The sequence below is a fragment of the Thalassotalea castellviae genome (assembly GCF_031846185.1).
Lineage (GTDB): Bacteria > Pseudomonadota > Gammaproteobacteria > Enterobacterales > Alteromonadaceae > Thalassotalea_H > Thalassotalea_H castellviae.
In genome coordinates, this window is the sequence record NZ_JAVRIF010000012.1 from 35,813 (window position 1) to 58,950 (window position 23,138).

The 23,138-nt window shown below is 36.7% G+C and carries 14 protein-coding genes and 2 tRNA genes; 7 read left to right on the plus strand and 9 right to left on the minus strand.

From position 1 onward, the window contains the following. Nucleotides 1-41 precede the first annotated feature (41 nt). Nucleotides 42-3,140, minus strand: a complete 3,099-nt coding sequence (locus RM573_RS16445) for an efflux RND transporter permease subunit (RefSeq protein ID WP_311584561.1) — start codon at nucleotides 3,138-3,140, stop codon at nucleotides 42-44. After that, a complete protein-coding gene (locus tag RM573_RS16450) occupies nucleotides 3,137-4,171 on the minus strand; it encodes an efflux RND transporter periplasmic adaptor subunit (RefSeq protein WP_311584563.1) in 1,035 nt (344 codons plus the stop codon). Before RM573_RS16450 ends, RM573_RS16445 begins: the two co-directional genes overlap by 4 nt. A gap of 410 nt (nucleotides 4,172-4,581) precedes the next feature. Here RM573_RS16450 and sbcB point away from each other — a divergent pair, with 410 nt between their 5' ends. Beyond that, nucleotides 4,582-6,024, plus strand: a complete 1,443-nt coding sequence (gene sbcB, locus RM573_RS16455; RefSeq protein WP_311584565.1) for an exodeoxyribonuclease I — start codon at nucleotides 4,582-4,584, stop codon at nucleotides 6,022-6,024. Nucleotides 6,025-6,080: 56 nt separating this feature from the next. Here sbcB and RM573_RS16460 read toward each other — a convergent pair whose 3' ends face one another. Continuing rightward, nucleotides 6,081-8,567 carry an EAL domain-containing protein gene (locus RM573_RS16460; RefSeq protein WP_311584568.1) on the minus strand — a complete coding sequence of 829 codons (2,487 nt, stop codon included), beginning with the start codon at nucleotides 8,565-8,567 and terminating at the stop codon, nucleotides 6,081-6,083. Nucleotides 8,568-8,879: 312 nt separating this feature from the next. Next, on the minus strand, nucleotides 8,880-9,746 hold the full coding sequence (locus RM573_RS16465; RefSeq protein ID WP_311584571.1) for an NAD(P)-dependent oxidoreductase: 867 nt from the start codon (nucleotides 9,744-9,746) through the stop codon (nucleotides 8,880-8,882). Between the two features lie 143 nt (nucleotides 9,747-9,889). Here RM573_RS16465 and RM573_RS16470 point away from each other — a divergent pair, with 143 nt between their 5' ends. The 3 genes from RM573_RS16470 (at nucleotide 9,890) to RM573_RS16480 (ending at nucleotide 11,469) form a co-directional block, all read left to right on the plus strand. Continuing rightward, a complete protein-coding gene (locus RM573_RS16470; RefSeq protein WP_311584574.1) occupies nucleotides 9,890-10,387 on the plus strand; it encodes a glutathione peroxidase in 498 nt (165 codons plus the stop codon). A 13-nt stretch (nucleotides 10,388-10,400) separates the two neighbouring features. Further along, entirely contained in the window at nucleotides 10,401-10,838 is a 438-nt protein-coding gene (locus RM573_RS16475; protein ID WP_311584577.1) for a MarR family winged helix-turn-helix transcriptional regulator, read from the plus strand. A gap of 418 nt (nucleotides 10,839-11,256) precedes the next feature. Continuing rightward, nucleotides 11,257-11,469, plus strand: coding sequence for a hypothetical protein (locus tag RM573_RS16480; RefSeq protein ID WP_311584579.1), 213 nt, complete (start codon nucleotides 11,257-11,259; stop codon nucleotides 11,467-11,469). A gap of 19 nt (nucleotides 11,470-11,488) precedes the next feature. Here the strand turns inward: RM573_RS16480 and uvrB are convergent, their stop codons facing one another. Beyond that, on the minus strand, nucleotides 11,489-13,495 hold the full coding sequence (uvrB, locus tag RM573_RS16485) for an excinuclease ABC subunit UvrB (RefSeq protein WP_311584582.1): 2,007 nt from the start codon (nucleotides 13,493-13,495) through the stop codon (nucleotides 11,489-11,491). Continuing rightward, entirely contained in the window at nucleotides 13,492-14,868 is a 1,377-nt protein-coding gene (locus tag RM573_RS16490; RefSeq protein WP_311584586.1) for an MATE family efflux transporter, read from the minus strand. The genes uvrB and RM573_RS16490 overlap by 4 nt, the downstream gene beginning before the upstream one ends. A gap of 581 nt (nucleotides 14,869-15,449) precedes the next feature. Here RM573_RS16490 and RM573_RS16495 point away from each other — a divergent pair. The 3 genes from RM573_RS16495 (at nucleotide 15,450) to RM573_RS16505 (ending at nucleotide 19,814) form a co-directional block, all read left to right on the plus strand. Then, nucleotides 15,450-15,525: transfer RNA gene (locus tag RM573_RS16495), tRNA-Asn, on the plus strand. 69 nt (nucleotides 15,526-15,594) lie between these two features. After that, a tRNA-Asn gene (locus RM573_RS16500) sits at nucleotides 15,595-15,670 on the plus strand. A 652-nt stretch (nucleotides 15,671-16,322) separates the two neighbouring features. After that, nucleotides 16,323-19,814, plus strand: coding sequence for a Calx-beta domain-containing protein (locus RM573_RS16505; RefSeq protein ID WP_311584589.1), 3,492 nt, complete (start codon nucleotides 16,323-16,325; stop codon nucleotides 19,812-19,814). Between the two features lie 85 nt (nucleotides 19,815-19,899). Here the strand turns inward: RM573_RS16505 and RM573_RS16510 are convergent, their stop codons facing one another. From RM573_RS16510 to RM573_RS16520, 3 genes are all read right to left on the minus strand, one after another. After that, nucleotides 19,900-21,540: a M28 family metallopeptidase gene (locus tag RM573_RS16510; protein ID WP_311584592.1), complete on the minus strand. Its 1,641-nt coding sequence runs from the start codon at nucleotides 21,538-21,540 to the stop codon at nucleotides 19,900-19,902. Between the two features lie 133 nt (nucleotides 21,541-21,673). Further along, on the minus strand, nucleotides 21,674-22,288 hold the full coding sequence (locus RM573_RS16515) for a CAP domain-containing protein (protein ID WP_311584595.1): 615 nt from the start codon (nucleotides 22,286-22,288) through the stop codon (nucleotides 21,674-21,676). Nucleotides 22,289-22,359: 71 nt separating this feature from the next. Further along, complete coding sequence (locus RM573_RS16520) at nucleotides 22,360-22,860, minus strand: GNAT family N-acetyltransferase (RefSeq protein ID WP_311584598.1); 501 nt, start codon at nucleotides 22,858-22,860, stop codon at nucleotides 22,360-22,362. Nucleotides 22,861-23,138: the final 278 nt, after the last annotated feature.

Sequence of the window (23,138 nt, forward strand, 5' to 3'; positions counted from 1 at the left end):
TAAAGTTTGACTCTATAACAAACTGAGTGATGATTAACAAATCACGATAAATTCGTGAGTTTTTCAGCCTCATCTAATTCTGATTCAAGTCGTTTAGCTTCATCGGCTCTTGGCTTAGTAAAACGTGCGAGTGCCAAATAAAGTACTGGTGTTAAGTAAAGTGTAAAAACAACAGCTATACCTAAACCACCAAAGACAACCCAACCAATTGCGTTACGTGCTTCTGCCCCTGCACCACTAGATAGAATCAGCGGTAATGAACCAAGTAATGTAGATAATAACGTCATAGTAATGGGACGCAAGCGAATGCTCGCCGCCTCTTCTACCGCTTTTCGTACACTGTGCCCTTGATCTCGTAATTGATCGGCAAACTCAACTAATAAAATAGCATTTTTTGCCAACAGTCCAATTAACATCACTAAACCAATTTGTGAATAAATATTAATTGATGTTCCCGTTAGAAATAACGCAAACAAAGCTGCAGCAATACCAAAAGGCACGGTAGACATAACCACAACCGCACTATTCATACTTTCAAATTGTGCTGCGAGTACCAATAAAACAATCACAAACGCAAGCACATAAGTAATGGTGACATCTCGTGCCGTTTCTTCAAAAGTTAAGGCCTCGCCCAAAAAGATCAAACCTATATTACTTGGCAGGTTTTCTTCCCCTAAAGTGCGCAGTTTTTCTACCACTTGTTGTAAGGGGATATCTTCTGGTAATTCCATTTCCATCTCAATAGCCCGACGTTGAGCTTGCCGTTGAAGTTCGGCTGCGACACCTTCTTCAGAAATATTAGCTAAACTCGATAAAGGCACTAAGGTTCCGTTACTTGAACCTACATATAAATTTGCGAGATCCGTGGGATCTTTTATTTGCTGGCTTTGCGCTTGTAATATAATAGGAATAGCCTGATCCCCCACATTTAAATCAGCAATATCATCTCCGTTTATTGCAACCCGTAAAGTGGAAGAAATATCTGACAAAGGTACGCCCAACTCTTTAGCTCTTCGTCTATCTATATTCACTCTAAGTTGTGGCTGACTTGGCTGATAAGAAATTCTTGGCATACCAAGTTCAGGCAATTCTTGCTGAATGATTTTAGAAAAATTTTGCGCAGCAATAAAAATGTTATCATAGTCTTGCCCTGTTAAAGCAAACTCAAGCCCCCCACCTTGGCCACGTAAATTAAGACTATTTGAACCAAAAGCACGCGCAGGTGCACCAGGAATTTTTGATAATGGCCCTCGAATTTCTTCAATAATTTCTTGCTGAGAGCGTGAGCGTTCATCCCAGTTCTTTAACGGAACAGTGACAAATGCAATGTTAGGATCCCATTGTCCAACGACAGTATAAATAGAATCAATATTTCCACCTTGGACGTAAGGCAGCAGTATTTCTTCCATTTTATCTGCTTGGCGATCCATAAAGTTTAAACCAACCCCATCTGGACCTCGGGCAAAAATGCGAATACTTCCTCTATCTTCAGAAGGCATTAATTCATTATCCAAAAAGCTATAAATGCTGAGAGCGGATAATGCTGCCACTAAACTGGCGATAAAAACAAACCAAGCTTTATCAAGGGCAAAATGTAAAGAGCGTTGATACCAACCTAAAATAAGGTTACCGACACGGGCTAATCGATTGTGGTTATTTTCTTTAACAGGCAAACGTGCAGTAATTGCAGGTACTAAAGATAAGGCAACAAAAGATGAAATGATCACTGAAATAGCCAGTACACCACCAAACTCTCGAAATAATCGACCGGCTGTAGAAGGTAAAAAAGCAATGGGTACAAATACAGCAACAAGTACTGCTGTAGTCGCAACTACGGCAAAGAAAACTTCTCGCGTACCTATCACAGCTGAGGCTCTTGCTCCTAAGCCTAAACTACGTCTTCGCTGTATATTTTCGGTAACAACAATTGCATCATCAACAATTAACCCCGTTGCTAATACAAGAGCCAATAAGGTTAAAATATTGATTGAAAAGCCCATTAGCCATATCGCAGCTAAGGCGCCAATAAGTGATACTGGTATTGATAACGCGGGTACAATAGTCGCTCTTCCTGAGCCAATAAATAACCATAAAGTTGCTATAACTAAAATGATGGTCAGTAGCAGTGAAGTGATCACTTCTTGTACTGAGCCACGAATAAATTCAGCATCATCTGAAGTGACTTGCATTTGAAGATCCGGAAATCGATTTTCAACTTGTTTGACTAAAGCAAGGACCTCATCTGAAATTTCAATGGTATTAGACCGAGCTTGTCGAATGACCCCTAAACCTATCACTGGTCTTCCATCAAGTCTAACCATACTATTGGCGTCAGCAGGGCCGAAAAATACTGTGGCAACATCACCGATACGAGTATTATTGCGAATAATAATATCGGCAACTTCTTCTGCAGAGATAGAAGTCGCATCCGCGCGGACAATTAACTGTTGGTCAGTTGATTTCATACTACCGGCAGGAACATCGAAAGGCGCTTGGCGAAGTGCAGCCGCAACGTCAGTAATCGATAAATTAAAACTGGTTAAGCGTAGTGGATCTAAAAGGACACGTAACACTCGTTCTCGGTCACCGTTTAAGCGTACATCGGCTACCCCTGGAATACTTAAAAACAGCGGCGCTAAATCAATTTCTACCCGTTCTGTTAAACTTTCCAAATCTAATGTTGTACTAGACACCGCAATACTGACGACAGATTGTGCATCGTTATCGGCCTTAATAATAGCCAAACGTTCAACCGTATCAGGTAATTCACGCTGTACTCGGCTTACCGACTCACGGATCTCATTAGCGGCATCATCTAAGTTAATACCCGGTCGAAACTCAACACGTACCCGAGCATTGCCTTCTTCGCTGTTTGCATTTATTGACTTAACACCGCTGACCCGAGCAACGGCCCCTTCCAGTTTACTGGTCACTTCGGTATCAACTGTTTCTGGCGAGCCCCCAGGAAAATGTGCAGTTACTGACACGATAGGACGATCTACATCCGGTAACTCACGTACTTCGATCGCATTAAATGCGGCTAAACCAGCAATAATGATCAATAAATTTAAAACGACAATTAAAACAGGCCGACGAATAGATAACGAAGGTAAATCATTTTGCACTAAAGGTTGACTCATAAGCTTTCACCTTTTGACAGAACAGCGTTAACCGTTTGCCCTTCTCGTAAACTTTGTACACCTTCAACAATTAATTGATCATTAGTTTTCAACTCACCAGACAATAATAAACGTCCTGTTAAACGTTGTTGAATTTGTACATCAATTTTTTTGGCTTTTCCGTCTTCTACTATCCACACATAAGCAGTAGTGGCACCCCACATTAATGCGGCTTCAGGGACAACCGCATAAGCTTCACCAAACATTTGCATGATCACTCGAAAACTCATCCCTGGACGGTAAACATCATCAATATTATCTAACAGTGCTCTAACTCGAATACTACGGTTAGTTAAGTTAATTCTAGAATCCACTTCTATTATTTGTGCATTGATTCTCGTTCCTCGTGCTTGCCAAGGTTCTAATTCAACCGTAGATTTTCCTTGTAACATAGGCAACGCAGTTTCTGGTGCATCAAAATTAATCAGCAGTCTTTCACGGTTATCGATAGTAGTGATCGGAGTTTGTAAACCTATTCGATCACCCGGTTCTACATCAGTTAACCCCACTACACCTGAAAATGGCGCTCTTACGACCCTATCTTCGAGTTCGGTTTTAACTTCTATTAACTGCACTTTTAATAAATCACGTGCTGTTATCGCATCATCTAGCGCACTTTGTGCAATGGCTTCTTTTCTGCGACTTTCAATTAAACGCTTTACAGTACGTTCTGCATCAGCAAGTTGAATAGTGACACGTTCTAACGCTACTTTTTGACGACGTGAATCTAAACGTAATAACACTTCACGCTCTTCTACCCGTTGTCCTGGCACAAAATTAACTTCGGTAACTTTATCAGCGACTGCCGGATATAACACAACAGATCGAATAGCTTCGGCTGTTCCAACCGCTTCAACACGACTAGTTATATTTTCAAAACTAATTGGCAACGTGATGACGTTTGCTGCGCTTTTTGCGCCTGTTGATTGTGCAGAAACTTGGCTTACGGTGAAAAAAACAAACAACCATAATGAGTACCAAAACAACTTCATTCTATATCCTTTAACTTATTGAACTGATTTATTAATGTTAAATATACTGTTTATCGAATTAAAAAGTTGAAGATTTCTGGCAAATTACGACGAAACGTAAAAAATTAGCGCTAAGTAACCAATCGATCACGACTGTGCATATTCAACCGAAATAAAGCTTATTTTTTCTCCAAGAGACGATAATTGCAGTAATTGCTAAATGCGAAGTATTTTGTATACCAATAATTGATAGAAAATAACGCCTTAGCAATCGCAAATAAAGCCAAATAAAATAGGAATACATTTTACTAAAGTTAAATCTGACAATAAGTAAATAACCAAACGGTTACTATTGATAAAAAACAGTTGTTTAGCTTCCAACTTACCTTGATAATGTTTTCCAATAAATGAGTACGTAAATAGGCAACAAATTGACAAGTAACCAACCAACAATCCTTTGGCACGATTATGAGACATGGGGGATTTCACCTAAGTTAGATAAGCCCTCTCAATTTGCTGGTATTCGTACTGATCTTGATTTAAACATCATAGGGGAACCTGAGATGTTTTACTGTCAACCGCCACAAGATTATCTGCCAAACCCTGAAGCGTGTTTAGTCACAGGGATCACTCCACAAAAAACATTAGCTGAAGGATTAACAGAAGCAGCATTTGCTGACCGCATTCATTCGCTATTTTCACAACCTAATACCTGTGTTGCCGGCTACAATAATATTCGTTTTGATGACGAAGTAACACGATATCTGCTCTATCGTAATTTTTATGATCCTTACGCGCGTGAATGGCAAAATGGCAATAGTCGTTGGGACATTATCGATTTAGTGCGGGCATGTTATGCATTACGTCCAGAAGGTATTCAATGGCCAACCGTTGAGCGTGACGGCGAAGAAGTTGTCAGTTTTAGGCTGGAATTACTCACAGCAGCTAATGGGATCAGTCATGAGTCAGCTCATGATGCGATGAGTGATGTGTACGCCACCATTGCCATGGCGAAACTGATAAAAGAAAAACAGCCAAAATTGTATGAGTTCGTTTTCAATTTAAAAAACAAAAAACAAGTTGCCGAATTACTTGATGTTTATAACATGACACCGGTTGTACATACTTCCAGTAAAATATCTTCCGTACATGGTTGCACGAGTTGGTTTTCACCCGTAGCTTATCATCCGGTTAATAAAAATGCGGTAATCTGTATTGATTTAGCTCAAGACCCTACGCCATTATTTAATTTAAGCGCCGAAGAAATTAAATCACGTTTATATACTCGTCATGATGAATTAGCCGAAGATGAAAGCCCTATTCCGGTGAAACTCATTCATATCAATAAATGCCCGATTGTCGCACCTGCGAAAACCCTTTTGCCGGAGAACGCGGCACGGTTGTCAATTCCTAGAGAACGTTGTTTAGCGAATTTAACGTTACTGAAAGAACATTTAGAAATACGAGATAAATTAACTGAAGTTTTTGCTGCTGATGATTTTGATGATGAAAACATCGATGCTGAACAAGCCTTATATGGTGGAAACTTTTTCTCTCATGCGGATAAAGCACAAATGGAAATTTTACACCAGTTGCCACCCGAACAGCTATCAAGCCACCCTTTTACTTTTCAAGATGAACGATTACCAATTTTATTATTCAGATATAGAGCCAGAAACTATCCTTTGACTTTAACCAATGAAGAACAACAAAAATGGCAACAGTATTGCCAAAATAAAATTCAATTTGGTGGCAAAGGTTTATTAAGTGCTGATGAGTTTATGATAAAAATTGAAAACTTAGTGCATGAGCATGAGAATAACCAAAGTAAAATGGCGGTGTTAAAAGCTTTGTATCAATATATTCAAAGCTAACCCCTAAACTATTACCCGAACTTTCAGTGAAAAATGAATCGCTACTGACTAATCGGCTACTGGCTATTTTCTTCGATCAAATAATTAAAAATATCTGTTTTAAAAATCATCCCAACAAAGTGCTCTTTATCATCAACAATTACCCACGGGAAATTCGGATTGTCCTTAATCAAAGCTGCTAAATTATCGACGACAATAGTATTTAACAGTTTGGTAAATTCAACGTTCATCAACTGACTAATGGGTTTTTTCCATTTTTTAGATTCTTGTGTGGTTTCAGCATCTGTGCCCATAGTCGGTGAAATATGTAAATTAATTTCGGAGACACTTACCAGCCCTAGACATTTTTTCTTAAAAATAACAGGGAGTACATGCTTAGGATTTTGATTAAAGTAATCATAAGTTTTGACTAAATGATCATTAGGTAATAATTTATCTATTTGAGTTTTAATGATTGATGAAAAACGCTCAAGTTGATTATTATTGTTATTCAATTGCATAACTTGGTTGAATTTTTTCACAAAATAGTCGGGATGATCAAGATCCGATAAAGCTTTGGGCTTTGCAAATAAATAGCCTTGAATATAATCTACCTGTAAAGTTTGTAGCACAAAAAGTTCATCTTCATTTTCGACACCTTCAGCAATAACTTTCACGCCTAAAGTATGGGAAAGTCCGGTGATCATTTTGACAATATTATATTTATTTCTGTCTTGATGAATATCCGTTACAAAAATTTTATCTATTTTTAATATGTTAAATAAACCGCCGGTTAAATAACTAAATGATGAGTATCCGGTTCCAAAATCATCAATCGCAATATTAACGCCTATTTTATGTAGATCATTAAGAATATTAGATTGTTTATATTGGCTATCAAAGTAGGCACTTTCTGTTAATTCTATCGTGATTTGGCCAGGGGTATGAACATAAGCTAAAATTTGTTGAGCCAATTTTGCTAAAACTTCCGTAATATCTTGTTTCGTATTAAGGGAGCAATTAATAGTTAAACCTATTTGTTCACCATATTTTTCGTGTAACTTATTTAAGTCTTTTAATGCATTAGTACTGATACAATGGTCCAAATCAGCAATTAGGTCGATATCCTCAGCTATAGTGATCATTTCCTCAATATTAGCTTTAGTAACAGGTGATTTAGGAAAACGACATAAAGCTTCAAATTTAACTAACTCGCCAGTTTTACAATTAACAATAGGTTGATAATGCACTGAAAGTAGCTTTTTCTTTATAACGTCTGAAACAAATAGTTCTAATTGCTTCTTGCGATTTATTTCATCGTGTATAGATTTAAAATAAAAATTGAGATGTTTGCCTTCTCCAGCATGGCCCTCTACCATTGCTTCTGTTGAATTTGACAAGAGTTCTTCAGGTGATTGACTATCTAAACCTAAAACTGAAACGCCTATTTTTCCTTTCACTAAAGCTTCATGTATAGCTTTACTTGCATGAAATTTAATGTCTTGAAATAAATACCTAATTGCCGACCGAATGGCTCGTGATTGCTCATTATTGTGTTCAAAATGATATTCGGTACAAATAGCAAAAACCCCTTTTTCCAAATAACCTGTTACTTGTGCTAGTCGAACATGAAATAACGAATCAGAAAGCTCTACTAAGTTTTGATGAAAATTTTCTTCCGTGAATTTGGGTTTAACAACTAACACAATTTTACCGCTATGATGACCCGTTTTTTGGCAAAACATTGAAAGTTCAGTAAGAAATTTTTCTTTAGTCGGCTGTTTAGTTAATAAATCAATTCCACCTAATTCGGTATCCATCAACCTTGAAAGTTGTTGTTTTAAATCAACAGTTAAGCCTAAATAGAAAATTTTATCTTTAACGGGTGATATTTTTTGAATCGTCAATTCATGAGGAAATACTTCTCCATTAGGGTGTCGATTTAATATAACCCCGGACCAGTGGCCATCATTGTGAATTTTTGACCACATATTTTGATAAAATTCTTCCGAGTGCCTTCCTGCATTAAAACTACGAGTATGCTTGCCTATCAGTTCGCCACGTTTGACACCCATCTGCTTTTCAAAATAGGAATTACAAACCAAAATCTTAGATTCACTGTCGGTCAGTAAAATACCATGATGCTCATTTTCGAATAAACTTTGAAAAATATTAGCTATTTCCATATGGTTGGCAAACTTCATTAAAGGTTGCATAGTTCCTTTAACCACATTCGCTTTAGCTAAGTTAAGGGTAAATACGACATAAACAAATTCTTCACTGCTAAACATTAAGCAACAAGTAAAATGCTGACTCTTCCCTGTAGTTAACACCGAGCGAAACACTTGTTTGGCTTTCTCACGCATCTCATAGGTGAGTAAAGTCATAAGTTCTGACACAGTGACTATCGGTTGGGAATATTGAAATACTGATCGAAATGCATGTTGATCGTAGCTAAATTGTTGGGTTGTTATATTCAATGACCACTCAATCACCGGAAACCTATTTTCACGCTTTGATATGATTTTTTTATTTACCGTTAAATGACTGTCAACAATATTCATTAATGCTCCATAAATAGAACTGCCCTTAAAATATAAATTTAGCCTATTTACTGCATTATTCGAGTAAAAATAGAGATTTTTATTTTTTTGTACAAAAATAGAAATTGATGATGGTTAGTGACGATTTAAAAGACAGCTAACCTTTTAATCGTCTAATTACTAATGGGCAAAGTACGATTTAATATCCAACAACAAAACGCTAATTAAAGCGCTTTTGTTGTTTCAGTTATTTGTCTCTAAGCAGAATAAAAGCTAAACAATTGACAATATAACCTTAGTTATCATTGATTTCGTTAGCTATTTTGATAGGATTTATTTTTTAAATCGAGCGATCAAACTCGATGTATCCCAACGATTGCCCCCCATAGCTTGTACTTCTTCATAATAACCGTCCAGTTGTTTGGTAATCGTTAAGTCGGCGCCAATTTTTTCGGCTTCTTCAAATGCCATACCTAAATCTTTTCTTAACCAATCAACGGCAAAACCAAAGTCAAATTCACGATCACACATAGTCACACCGCGATTATCCATCTGCCAAGAGCCTGCGGCACCTTTTGAAATAGTTTCAAGTAATTTGTTAGTATCTAACCCCGCTTTTTGAGCAAAATTTAATCCTTCTGCTAAGCCTTGAACCGTATTTACAAAACAAATTTGATTCACCATCTTGGCTAATTGGCCAGAGCCCACTTCCCCCATTAATTGGCTAAATTGTGCATATGCCGCCATAACAGGTTGTATTTTTAAAAATACGGATTGTTCACCACCACACATCACAGTTAAAACACCGTTTTCAGCACCCGCTTGACCACCTGAAACCGGTGCATCAATAAAATGAATATTTTGCTTTTGTGCTATTGAAGATAACTCACGTGCTAACTCAGCTGAGGCTGTCGTGTGATCGACTAAAATAGTCTCTTCAGTTAACCCTGAAATTACGCCATCTTCACCAAGAACAACGCTTCGTACGTCGTGATCATTGCCTACACAGGTAAAAACAATGTCACAATTTTTCGCCGCTAATTTCGGTGTTTCAGCAGCACGACCACCAAACTCTTCAACCCACTTTTTAGCTTTTGCTTGGGTGCGATTATAAACACAAACGTCAAAACCCGCCTTGGCTAAATGTCCTGCCATTGGGTACCCCATTACACCTAAACCAATAAAGGCGACTTTGTTCATTGTTTACTCCTAATCGAAAGTGATTGTAATATTCTACGTAAATTCAATAAATAACAGTAGTCTAAATAAAACATTAACTTGATAAAATAGGAAAAAACAATTACATTGTGCGCAATATAATTGCAAACAACACAGGGTTGACGATGATAACCGAACTTAATAAGCAAAATTTTTATCAATTTTCTGCCAAAGACCATACCGGTAAAGATATATCAATGGAACAATTTAAAGATCAGGTTGTTTTGATTGTTAATACTGCGAGCGCTTGTGGCTTTACCCCTCAATATGAAGGTTTACAAAAACTCTATACTGACTATAAAGATCGTGGTCTAGCCGTTTTAGCATTTCCTTGTAATCAATTTAAGCAACAAGAAAAAGGCAGTGATGCTGAAATTAAGAATTTTTGCGATCTCAACTTTAATATTAGTTTTAACTTATTCAGTAAAATAGCCGTAAATGGTGAGCAAGCTCATCCTTTATTTAACTATTTAAAACAAGCGGCACCAGGTATTTTAGGATCAACAGGGATCAAATGGAATTTTACTAAATTCTTAGTCAATAAAAATGGCGAAGTGAACAAGCGATTTGCCCCTATGACCAAACCTGAATCCTTAGTCGCTGATATTGAAACGTTATTATAAGTAATTTCTGACAATGAATGAGCAGTTACATATCGAGAACCAACTGTGTTTCCGATTATATAAACTCAACAAATCTATCACTCGACTTTATGCGCCTTTATTAAAAGAGGCCGGCTTAACCTACCCTCAATATTTGGTGATGTTAGTTTTATGGCAAGATGAACAAGCAAAATCAATTAAAGATATTGGCGCAATCTTAGAATTAGATTCAGGAACTTTATCCCCGTTATTAAAACGCATGGAAAAATTAGGGTTAATCAAGCGAACCAGAAGTAAGACTGATGAGCGATCTGTTGCAATTGAATTAACCGCTCACGGGAAAGAAATCAAAAACAAAGCGAAATTTATTCCTGCAAAGTTATTAATGCTGACTGGTTTAACAAAAATAGAACTAAAACAATTACAACAAGATTTAGATGAGTTGTTACACAACACTCAACAGCATCTTTGATTTTGTTTGATTTCATTGGTAACTCGTAAATTAACGTCGTTACGTTGTGATTTTGCTTTAAAAAACTTCTTTGATGATTTTCATTTAAAATATGTGTAAATGTTTAACGGTTTAATAGTGCTGATTTCAAGTGGCCGTTTCGGCGTTATACAACGGTATTGCTTCACCTATCTCCTTAAAAAGTACCAAGACACTCGAACAATGGCCGCTAAATACCTAAAAATGTCATACAAAGCTTTTTTATATCGATTAGGAAAATACCAGATAACAGACAGTTAAAAATTTATAGATTAGTTCTTACCGCAACATTTATTTTTAGAATGTTTTTGTATAAAAAACACTCAAGTATTGACCTAAACTTAATTTACTGATCCAGTGCATAGTTTGCCTGGGCTGGTTTACTATGAGGATGATGTCTATGAGTGCTATTTGGATTAATCACGCAAATCGTATCGCAGAATTTATGAACGCAAATAATGAACTACAAGCCCATTTGTATATGGAGCAATTAATGCTTTTTCCTGTCGATGTTCAAGATAAGATCATCGAAGATATTAGTCAGTTAACCCATTGTAATCGTGATGGCATTGCCAACATTATCGGTCATTACACCATTTTCGAACTTAAGTGAATTTACTCAAAGATAAAGATTACGCCGACAATTGTTGTTGGCGTAATTTATTTATTTCATCGCGTACTGCCGCCGCTTGTTCAAACTCTAAGTTTTGAGCATGATCAAACATGGTTTTTTCTAATTGTGCTACTTTCTTATCAATATCAGCGACCGACATGGCCTCATATTTCGCAGCAGGCTCAGCAGCACGATTTTTATTGCGAATTAGTGCTTCTTCTGGACGATGACCAACATCCATCACATCATTGATTTTGCGACTAACACCTTTGGGCGTAATATTATGCGTTTCATTGTAACTTTGTTGTTTTAAGCGACGCCTTTCTGTTTCATCAATTGCCTTTTTCATTGAGCCAGTGATCCTGTCGGCATATAAAATTGCCCGACCGTTGATATTCCGGGCAGCACGACCTATGGTTTGAATAAGCGAGCGCTCTGAACGTAAAAAGCCTTCTTTATCTGCGTCTAAAATGGCGACTAATGATACTTCAGGCATATCAAGACCTTCACGTAATAAATTGATTCCCACTAAGACATCAAAATGGCCTAAGCGAAAGTCTCGTATAATTTCGACACGCTCAACGGTATCAATATCTGAATGTAAATATCGTGATTTAATATTATGTTCATCTAAATAATCGGCTAAATCTTCAGACATACGTTTAGTTAATGTTGTTGCTATCACACGCTCACCAATTGCCACACGCTTATTTATTTCTGACAATAAGTCATCAACTTGCGTGTCAACAGGACGTACTTCAATAATAGGATCTAATAAGCCTGTTGGTCTCACCACCTGTTCAGCAATTTCTCCAGCAGACTTTTCTAATTCATAATGACTAGGCGTGGCCGACACATATATAGTTTGCGGCGCAAGAGATTCAAATTCTTCAAATTTCATCGGCCTATTATCAAGCGCCGAAGGTAATCTAAAACCATATTCAACTAAATTTTCTTTTCGGGATCTATCACCTTTATACATAGCACCAATTTGCGGTACTGTGACATGAGATTCATCAATAATCAGTAAACCGTCATCAGGTAAATAATCGAATAATGTAGGCGGTGCTTCACCAGGCTCCCGACCTGATAAATATCGTGAATAGTTTTCAATACCTGAGCAGTAACCAAGTTCAGTCATCATTTCAATGTCAAACTGGGTACGTTGAACAACACGCTGTTCTTCAACTAATTTATTGAGTTCTTTTAATTGAGCTGAGCGATCTTTTAATTCTATTTTAATATTTTCAACGGCGGCTAATATTTTCTCACGAGGGGTCGCATAGTGGGTTTTAGGATAAACAGTCACTCGTGCTAATGTGCGTTCAACCTGCCCTGTTAATGGGTCAAATTGACTAATACGTTCAATTTCTTCGTCAAATAACTCCACACGTAAAGCAAGTCGGTCTGATTCTGCAGGAAATATATCAATCACATCACCTCGAACGCGATAAGTAGCACGAGCAAAAGCGACATCATTTCGCGTGTACTGTAACTCGGCTAACCGTCGAAGGATATCACGCTGATTAATAATATCGCCTTGCCTTAAATGCAACATCATTTTTAAATACGAGTCTGGATCACCTAAACCATAAATAGCTGAAACGGAGGCAATAATAATGACATCTTTACGCTCAAGTAAGGCTTTAGTGGCTGATAGACGCATTTGTTCGATATGCTCATTAATTGACGCATCTTTTTCGATAAAAGTGTCGGTGGTGGGTACATAAGCTTCAGGTTGATAATAATCATAATAAGAAACAAAATATTCAACGGCATTATCAGGAAAGAACTCTTTCATTTCACCATAGAGCTGTGCCGCTAAAGTTTTGTTAGGTGCGAGCATCATGGTCGGACGATTTAGTTTTTCAATCACATTGGCTACGGTAAATGTTTTCCCTGAGCCAGTTACCCCTAATAAGGTTTGATGAGCTAAACCAGACTCTATACCATCCATAAGTTTATTTATAGCACTCGGTTGGTCACCACTTGGAGTATAGTCAGACACTAATTTCATGTTTTTCATGATGAAGCAACCTTAATATCCATTTCAGTTAATTGAAACTGTTTTGCAAATAAACGATATGAGATCAGCGCCATCACCATATTACCGAGAACTCCTCCAATGAAAAAACCATGAATACCGTATAGCTCACTACCTAAATACGCTAATGGTACATAACAAACAAATAATCGAACGATACTCAACCATAATGCCACCATAGGTTTATGTAAGGCATTAAAAGATGAGTTAGTTAATATAATAATCCCTTGTAGACCATAACCTAGCGGTAAAATATAAATAAATAACGTGATAATATCAGCCACAGATTGCTCTTTCGAAAAAGCATCGGCAATCCAAGGAGCGGTGATCACTAACAAGGCATAGATAAAAACTTGCCAGATCATGACAAATTTAACCGAAGTTAAGTATCCTTCCTTTACACGTTGCATATTACCCGCCCCTAAGTTTTGACTAATAAATGGCGGTAACGTCATCGACATTGCTAATACAACTAAACAAGCAATAGACTCTATTCTCGAACCTACACCAAAAGCCGCCACTGCCGACTCTCCATAAGTGGCAGCAATTGCGGTCAATACAGCGGCAGCAATTGGCGTTAACATATTTGCCCCTGCAGCAGGTAAGCCTATATGTAAAATCGCTTTACTAGATTGCGCAAACGTTTTAATAAAAATCAAAGAAGTGTGAATTAATTGCCGTTTGACACCGACAATATATAAAATAAATCCAGTTCCAACGACCCAAGAAACTAGTGTTGCAATAGCCGCGCCTTTTATTCCCATTGCCTCAATAGGACCAAAGCCAAAAATAAAAATAGGATCTAAAATCGCATTGATTATTCCGCCAACCCCCATCACGATACTTGGCGTTTTTGTATCACCACTTGCGCGTAGGATTGAATTGCCCAGCATGGGACCAATTAAAAATATACTGCCTAAAAACCAAAAGTCGGTATAGTCGCGAATGATAGGTAATAAATCTTCACTAGCCCCTAATAAAGTAAATATTTCGTCACTGTATAGATAGCCACTAAACGACAATAAACCAACAACAATAGCCCCTAAAATAAGTGCAGAAGTACCCGAACACTTTGCAAATTTATGATCACCTTTTCCTAAAGAGCGAGCAATTACCGCTGATGTACCTATGCCTAGCCCGATTGTTAAACTGATAACTGTAAACGTAATGGGAAAAGTGAAGCTAATCGCAGCAAGTGGTTGTGTACCGAGTAAACCAACAAAGAAAGTATCAACCAAATTAAATGTCATTAATAAAATCATGCCGTAAATCATTGGTATCGTCATTTGCTTGAGCGTTTGACCAACCGGATCTACTAATAAATCAATTTGATGGTTATTTTTCTTATTTGTCATAGTCGATATGTAATTTCATGAGTAGCGGTACTAAAGCGAGACTTATTGTAAAAGATACTTAGTAGAGTCGCTATTGAAATATTTAATTTCGTCGCGTGTTGAGTTTTTAATAGAATAATTCATCTTTATTTTTTATTACTTAAATAAATCTCACACTTATACGTTAAAATAATTCACATAAATTGTGCTTAATTATCGCTTGAACAAAAAACGTTCACTAATGATTGTTTTATAAACTTAACCTCTTACACCCCATATTTTACGTGGGCTCTACCGAGGCCAATAAAAACTTCCATTTATTGCGTAATGGCTTGAATAACCCTAAATCACGTTTTATTACACTTTCACTAACATAGTTATCCACAGAAAAAGTGGATAACTAAATAAAAATATTTAATTACAATTAATTGAATAAGGAACGAACAACAAGCGGTGTTATTAACAACAGCTTGAACGTAAAATAAGCAAACGAACAATTAAATGATTTTTTTCTAAATTTTGTGTTGACAGCTCGGCTAGGTGCTATTAATATTCCGCCCCGTTAACGAGTTGCAAACAAATGAATGTTTCAACACTGTTATTCCTCAATAGCTCAGTTGGTAGAGCAACGGACTGTTAATCCGTTTGTCCCTGGTTCAAGTCCAGGTTGAGGAGCCACATTATATAAGTAATGGTTTAACTACGGTTACTTTAACTTCATAATAAACAGAAGTTTAAAAAGTTTATTCCTCAATAGCTCAGTTGGTAGAGCAACGGACTGTTAATCCGTTTGTCCCTGGTTCAAGTCCAGGTTGAGGAGCCACATTAAGGGCGATACATGAGTATCGCCCTTTTTCTTTGCTTAAAATTCATTGTCATCATTAATAATAACGAATTCTTACTTTGCGACTTTGATCATTTGAATTAATTTCTAACCGTTATTTTAATGCGCAACGGACTGTACTCTTGATAAAAAACGCGTTTGTCTCTGGTTCAAGTCCAGGTTGAGGAGCCACATTAAAACCACGTTTTTAACTAAACGTGGTTTTTTTTCGTCTGAACAAAACATAATGAGATCAATACATCAGTTTCTTAAATGCCTTCAATGCGCAACGGACTGTACTCTTGATAAAAAACGCGTTTGTCTCTGTTTCAAGTCCAGGTTGAGGAGCCACATTAAGGGCGATACATGAGTATCGCCCTTTTTCTTTGCTTAAAATTCATTGCCATCATTAACCATAACGAATTCTTACTTTGCGACTTTGATCATTTGAATCATTTGAATCATTTGAATCATTTGAGTCATTTGAATCATTTTCATGGTAATAAATCCAAATAGCTTCTTAAGTTTTAATCATTAATTTTAATGTTTAAAACGGATTAACTGTTCTATTATTAACATTCAAGTAAACTGTTCACTATTCAAAATTTCACAATTCAAAAAATTGTTTAAATATTTTAAACATGGAGTTTTTATGAAGCGTCTTCTGGCAACCGTCATTTTATCATTGTTACCCTTAACCTCTTCAGCCATTGATCTATTCAACTGGGAAGTAGCTAAAGCGGCTAATAAAACCACATCTCAGTTTATGAGCAGTCAAGCTTATAGCAATGCACAAAACTTTTCGGTAGATACAAAATTATTAAAAGATCATCAAATCAATGACATTATCACTATTAACCTTACCGAAAATGAAAGTTATCAAGCGAAAATTACAAAGATAAAACGTAAACAAAATGGCATTGTCCATATTTTTGCTAAAATAAATCATAAGAAAGAAGCAACCCCTGTTGTGTTAACGCTAGGTAAAAAACAATTCTTTTTTAGAATTGTTACCAACAACCAAGTTTATGTTGCACAAGGAAGTAATAATCAGGGTAAACTATTAAATGAGCAGAGGCTTACCAAAGCAAATAAAAGTCATATAAGTGACGTAAAAATCCCCGAAGAAAGCCCTCGTTTTTCAATAAAATCTCCACAAAACCAGCAAGTCAGCCACAATAAAAGTCAAGACTCAATCGTTTATTCTTCGTTGCCAAACATGATTAAAAATCCGCAGAATAGCGCTGCAATGAACAATAATGACATGGCAACGATTAAAGTATTATTTGTTTATAGTTTAACTGCAGAGACGCTTTACGATGGTGATGTAACCACCCGATTAAACCATCTTGTTGAAGTCACTAATCAAATATATCTTGATAGTGAAGTGAATATGCAAATAGCCATTGCTGACACGTTAGCCGTTGATTACCCGGATGAAATATTATCTGAACAAGCTTTAGATGATATTACTTATCAAAGTCATGAAGCTTTCACTAATATCGAAAATATTCGCTATGAAGCTGGCGCGGATATGGTGGCTTTATTACGCCCGAATATGCCCGAAGACACTGTTTGCGGTATAGCATGGGGTAATCGTGAAGTGAACAATTCGATTGGGTTTATGTATAGCCATACCAGTATCGATTGTGCTGATTACGTCAATGCCCATGAAATGGGACATAACATGGGGCTTGCACATTCATTAGCACAAGGAGATACCGGTTATAGTTTTCCGTTTGCGAGGGGGTATCGTGTAGAAGATGTCTTAAATGGTTTTTCAACTGTCATGGCTTATAGTACGGCAACAGCAGGCAAAGTCTATAAATTTTCCAACCCTAATATCCTTTGTACCGAGATAGCTTGTGGTATTGATAGAAATGATACGGTGAATGGTGCAGATGCCAGTTATGCACTTAATCAATTGCGTTTTCAGTTGGCCAATATTATGGATACTGAAACTGACCTCACGCTTGCTTCTGACGCTTTAAATAATATAGAAAGTTCCGGTTTAAAAGCTTGCTTAGAAAACCAGATTAATAATTACGATATTACGTATGCTGGCCAAGTCAGAGATTTATTTTGTAGTTATAGAAACATCAGCTCATTATCAGGTTTGGAAAAATTTAGTGGCTTAACGTCAATTTATTTAAATGGAAATAATTTAACTGATATTTCAGTATTATCAACACTGACAAAATTAGCTACGTTGAGTTTATCCAATAATAATATTACTCACTTATCTTCATTAGCTTCGTTACTATATTTAAATTATTTAACCGTAAATTATAATCAAATAACATCCTTTGATGGCTTAGAAAACTTAAATTATCTCAGTTATTTAAATGCAACAGACAATCAAATTAGTGATATTTCGGCAATCAGTGATCATGTGACCTTAGAAACCTTATTATTAGAAAACAACCAAATTACTGATATCACTGATATACAAGATCTAGAAAACCTAAGCTGGTTGTCAATCAGTAATAATAAAATCACTGATTTACCATCGTTAGCAAATTTGACAAAACTCACCCAGCTATATCTTAATGATAACCAATTATCAAATATCAGTGGGCTCAATGCCTTAAGAGAGATTCAGCTCTTAGATATCGAAAACAACATGGTTTCGGATTTAACACCGCTTAATGGGTATAGAAATTTACAATCTTTAACACTAAGTCAAAATCCAATCACAAATTTAGACTCGATAATATATTTAAATAACTTAACAACGTTGAACGCGACCAATACCAATATTACCGATCTAAGTGCCCTATTTAACTTACATAACACTTGGTCACAAATAAGATTATTTGGCAGTGATAATCTTTATTGTTGGCAAGTAAACTATGTTGAACAATTTATTCCGTATGAAAATTATCAACAGCCAACCACTTGTAATACCAACACAGACGACCAAGACATTGATAATGATGGTGTTTCTAACAGTGAAGAGCTCACAAACAATACCAATCCCCTTTATAATACAGCACTGGCGGGGGAACTTAGTTTTCAAATTGAACAACTGAATTTAAATGAAATCAATCAAACCGTCACGCTTAAAGTGATCCGCTCGTTAGGTGATAAGGGAGACGTAAAAGTCACGGTGAGATCAGTAGATCAAACGGCAACTGGCGATGACGATTATAAGGCCATAGAACAAATACTGACGCTAAGCGATAAACAATTATTTCAAACCTTTACGCTCGATATTTTTGCAGATGAAGCCTATGAAATAAATGAAAGTTTCACCATAGAACTAACCGATCCCGACTCAGCAACTTTAGGCGATAAATCAAAGTTAAACGTTACATTAAAAGATAATGGCGGTACCGCGTTAAGTTGGCAAGAAACAAGCAATGCAGTGGATGAAAATTCTGGCAACCTAACGTTAACCATTACTCGACCTAATGACGCTCTTGGTGAAATGTCTGTCGATATTAGTGCAATCGACGATACTGCGATTAACGGCACAGATTATGTGTTTGAAGATCAAACCATTACTTTTTACTCGGGTGAATATAGTAAAGACGTATCAATTGTTATTATTGATAATGATGAATACCAAGGCGACAAAAGCTTTTCGTTAATGATGACAAACCCTAACAATGCCTATATCGAAGAAAATACGGGAACAGCCATCATCGTCATTCAAGAAAATGAAACACCGGCTAGAGGTGAAGTTACCTTTGAAAGCAGTACGGTTTCTTTTAATGAGGATGCCGGAGAAGTAACCATCAAGGTTGTTCGCTTAAATGGCAGTTATGGTCAATTATCGGTTAATTTACAGGTGTCCAACGATACAGCGACACAATCAAGCGATTTTGATTTATCAAACGGTACTATCACTTTTCTTGCTGATGAAATAGAGCAATCGATTAGTTTTTCAATTGTTGATGACACAAACGATGAATCAGATGAAACCTTTACGATTGCCTTATCTGCTGAGGACTCATCTATTATCGGCGAATTTAACCAAGTGACTGTCAGTATCATTGATAATGATGAAACGGTAGTAACACCACCTACTCCAACGCCTGATACTAGCTCTAGTGGCGGAGGTGGCTCAACATCATGGTTACTCATAATTATACTGTTTCCGCTGATCATCAAGACAAAGAAAAGCCACACTCCTCATTAGCAGCAAAAGAATCGTCAAAAAAAACGCCAATCATACGATTGGCGTTTTTATTATGATCCAGTTAAGGCTTTTAAAGCACCATAAATTATTTCATCATCGCATCACGAAGCGCTTTAAATTCAGTACCTTGATGCCAGTTAGGCCATTGCTTCGTATTGGCTAATAAATAACCTGTTTCAAAGAACACTTGAAGTTCAGCGACTAAACCACTCCAGCCCCATTGTTCATTATATTCATCGCAAATTTGATGATAACATTTCGCCACTTCAGCTTTCACGCGCTTGCCTATTTGTTTTTCTTTCTCATTTAACCACACAGAGCCACCACCAGCACTTAACGCAGGCACACCTTTTTTCGCTAAACTAAAGTGATCTGAACGGTAGTAATAACCTCGTTCAGGTGTTTGCTCTGCCGTTAAGGTTCTATTTTGGCGTTTAGCTGCTTTCGCTAAGTAATCTTCTAATTGAGATTTTCCAAAACCAACTACCGTTAAGTCAGTTTTAAGGCCCGTAATATCTAAACTATCCATATTTACTAAGCCAACAATTTTTGATAATTCAACCGTAGGATGGTTAGCGAAGTAAATTGAACCTAACCGACCTTGCTCTTCAGCTGTCACTGCAGCGAACGTAATCGAGCGTTTTGGCGCTTTATTTAACGCTTTGTACGCTTTTGCAATATGGATCAAACCAGCCGTGCCTGTTGCGTTATCATGTGCACCATTAAAAATATGTTTCTTACCATCAATCATAGTTGTACCTAAATGGTCCCAATGGCCCATATAAAGCACATGCTCATCAGGGCTTTCACTACCAGGTATAGTTGCTAACACATTATTAGACGTTGATTGTTCAAAATCATTACTAATTGACACACTCGCTTTTAGCGAAAGAGGTATTGCTTTAAATGATTTAGACAAGGCTTGTTTTTTAGCTTGCATAAAGTCTTTGCCTGCTTTGGCAAACAATGCTTTTGCTTTCTCAACACTGATCCACATCTCAACATCAACAATTGCTTCATTGACTTCTTTTGCCGGTAAATGATATTGCGCGCCAGTCCAACTACTCTCAATAACATTCCAGCCATAACTAGCAGGCTTAGTTTCATGAACGATAATAGCGCCTGCGGCTCCTTGTCTTGCGGCTTCTTCATACTTATATGTCCAACGGCCATAATAAGTCATCGTATTGCCTTCAAATAACGCACTATCTTGTGTAGCAAAACCAGGATCATTCACTAGAACTACGACTGTTTTTCCTTTTACATCAATATCTTGATAATCATTCCAGTTATATTCTGGAGCATTAATACCGTAACCAACAAAGACAAGTTCAGAATCTTTTAATTCAATGTTTTTTTCAGTTTTTCTTGAACTGGCAACATAATTTTTCGGAAATTCAAAATCGAGATCGGCTATTGATAAATGTTTCACCGGTGTACTCGTTATGCTAACCATAGGTACTGCTTGTGTATAGCTGTCGCCATTACCAGGTTTTAAGCCTAATGATTTAAAGGCGTTAATTAATAAATCGGTGGTAAGCTTCTCACCTACACCTGAAGGTTCTCGGCCTTCAAACGTATCAGATGACAGAGTTTTAATATCTTTTTTGATCGCGTGAACATCAAAAGAATTATAGGCTTTATCAAAATTATCATTTGCATAAACGGTAAAGCTTGATGAAATAACTAGTACTGATAAAAATTGAATATTTTTAAGTAGTTTCAACGTTACACCCTTATTTTTGTTAAAAGTATTGAAAAATAGAATGACAAGATATCGCTTCTGCAACAGCAACACTAGTCATTTTCCGAATTAATATAATTAGAGAGTAAATCGAAGTTTACAAAGCATAAACAAATTAATTTGGCTGCTGAACTTCTGGTTTAATTTGCAACTTTGAAGGCTCAATTAATATTAAAGTGCCTTTATTTGGCAGTTTTTTACCGGCAAAAGGATTACTTTGGTTTTTCTTAAAACCTTTTGTTAAATAGACTGCCCAATATTCAACATGTGGTGACTCCCATTTTCTAACAAAAGCAATGCCGAGTTCATCTTGCTCTCGATAAAAATCTATTTCACCTAATAAATGCTGTCTATGACCAAATGAATTTTTAAAGCCGTCCCAAACATCTTCTGCATCACTGTAACCACCAGCTATGGCTTCCACTTGATTACTCATCGCACCACCGTAATAGCTAGGCAGTTGATAATTTACTTCACGTAGTCGCTCATTAGGGCTGCCACCAAGATTGTGCATCACTAAACCGCTTTTCACCATTAACTGCGCTTTATCGGTGGCGACTTTCGTCAACAACTTATTACAGCGAATAACGCTTCTTTGCTGTTCGGCATCCTTAATGATCATTTCAGCTAACAGTCGAGCTTGTTCATTATTACCGCACGCTGCAAAATTATCATTGGCGTAAGCAAGCACACTAAACATGCTTAATGTTATGCAGATAAATATTTTCAAGTGAAATCCTTTTAAGTGTTTTTAAACGAAAAATTAACGAGTTATGCCGTTAATATTAAAATCATTAAACGTTAAAATAACTTTAATTGCCAATAGCCAACATCAAGCCACTGATCAAATTTATAACCAACGTCTTTAAAATGTGCCACTTTTTCCATGCCAAATTTTTCATGAAGTGCCACGCTGCTTTCATTGGGTAAAGTGATCCCACCAATTAATATTTTTATCGGGGTAGATTTAAGTTGTTGAAATAATGCTTGATATAAAAGACTACCAAGCCCTTTTCCTTGTGAATCTTTTGTCAGATAAATGGACACCTCACTGGCAAATCGATAAGCAGAACGGTCGCGCCATGGCGCAGAATAAGCATAACCCACGATTTTATTGTCAACTTCGGCCACAAACCAAAAATGACCTGCTCGTTGAATTTTTTCAATTCTTTTTTCAATATCTTGAGCGACGATCACTTGTTCTTCAAACGTGATCACCGTGCTTTCAATATAATAATTATAGATATTGGCTATTTGCGGAGCATCATTTAGCTCTACTTCTCTTAATATTGTATCAACCATAAACCTTAAGTGTCTTAGAGAACTGTTTGGAGAGTAATTTGTTATCAATTTTTCAATAACTTAATGAAAATAACGGCAATTGAAATTTTTGGCAAGTAGAAATGTAAATAACATAAACGAAATGAGGCGAGTTATCTTCAATATAGCGTTCATCCTGAACATCGTCGCTCATTGACATCCTTGGCACCGCGACATACCGTTCATCCTGAACATAAAAAAGGCTATGTATTGCTACATAGCCTTTCTTAAATGTTAACGTGCTAAATTATGAAGCGTTT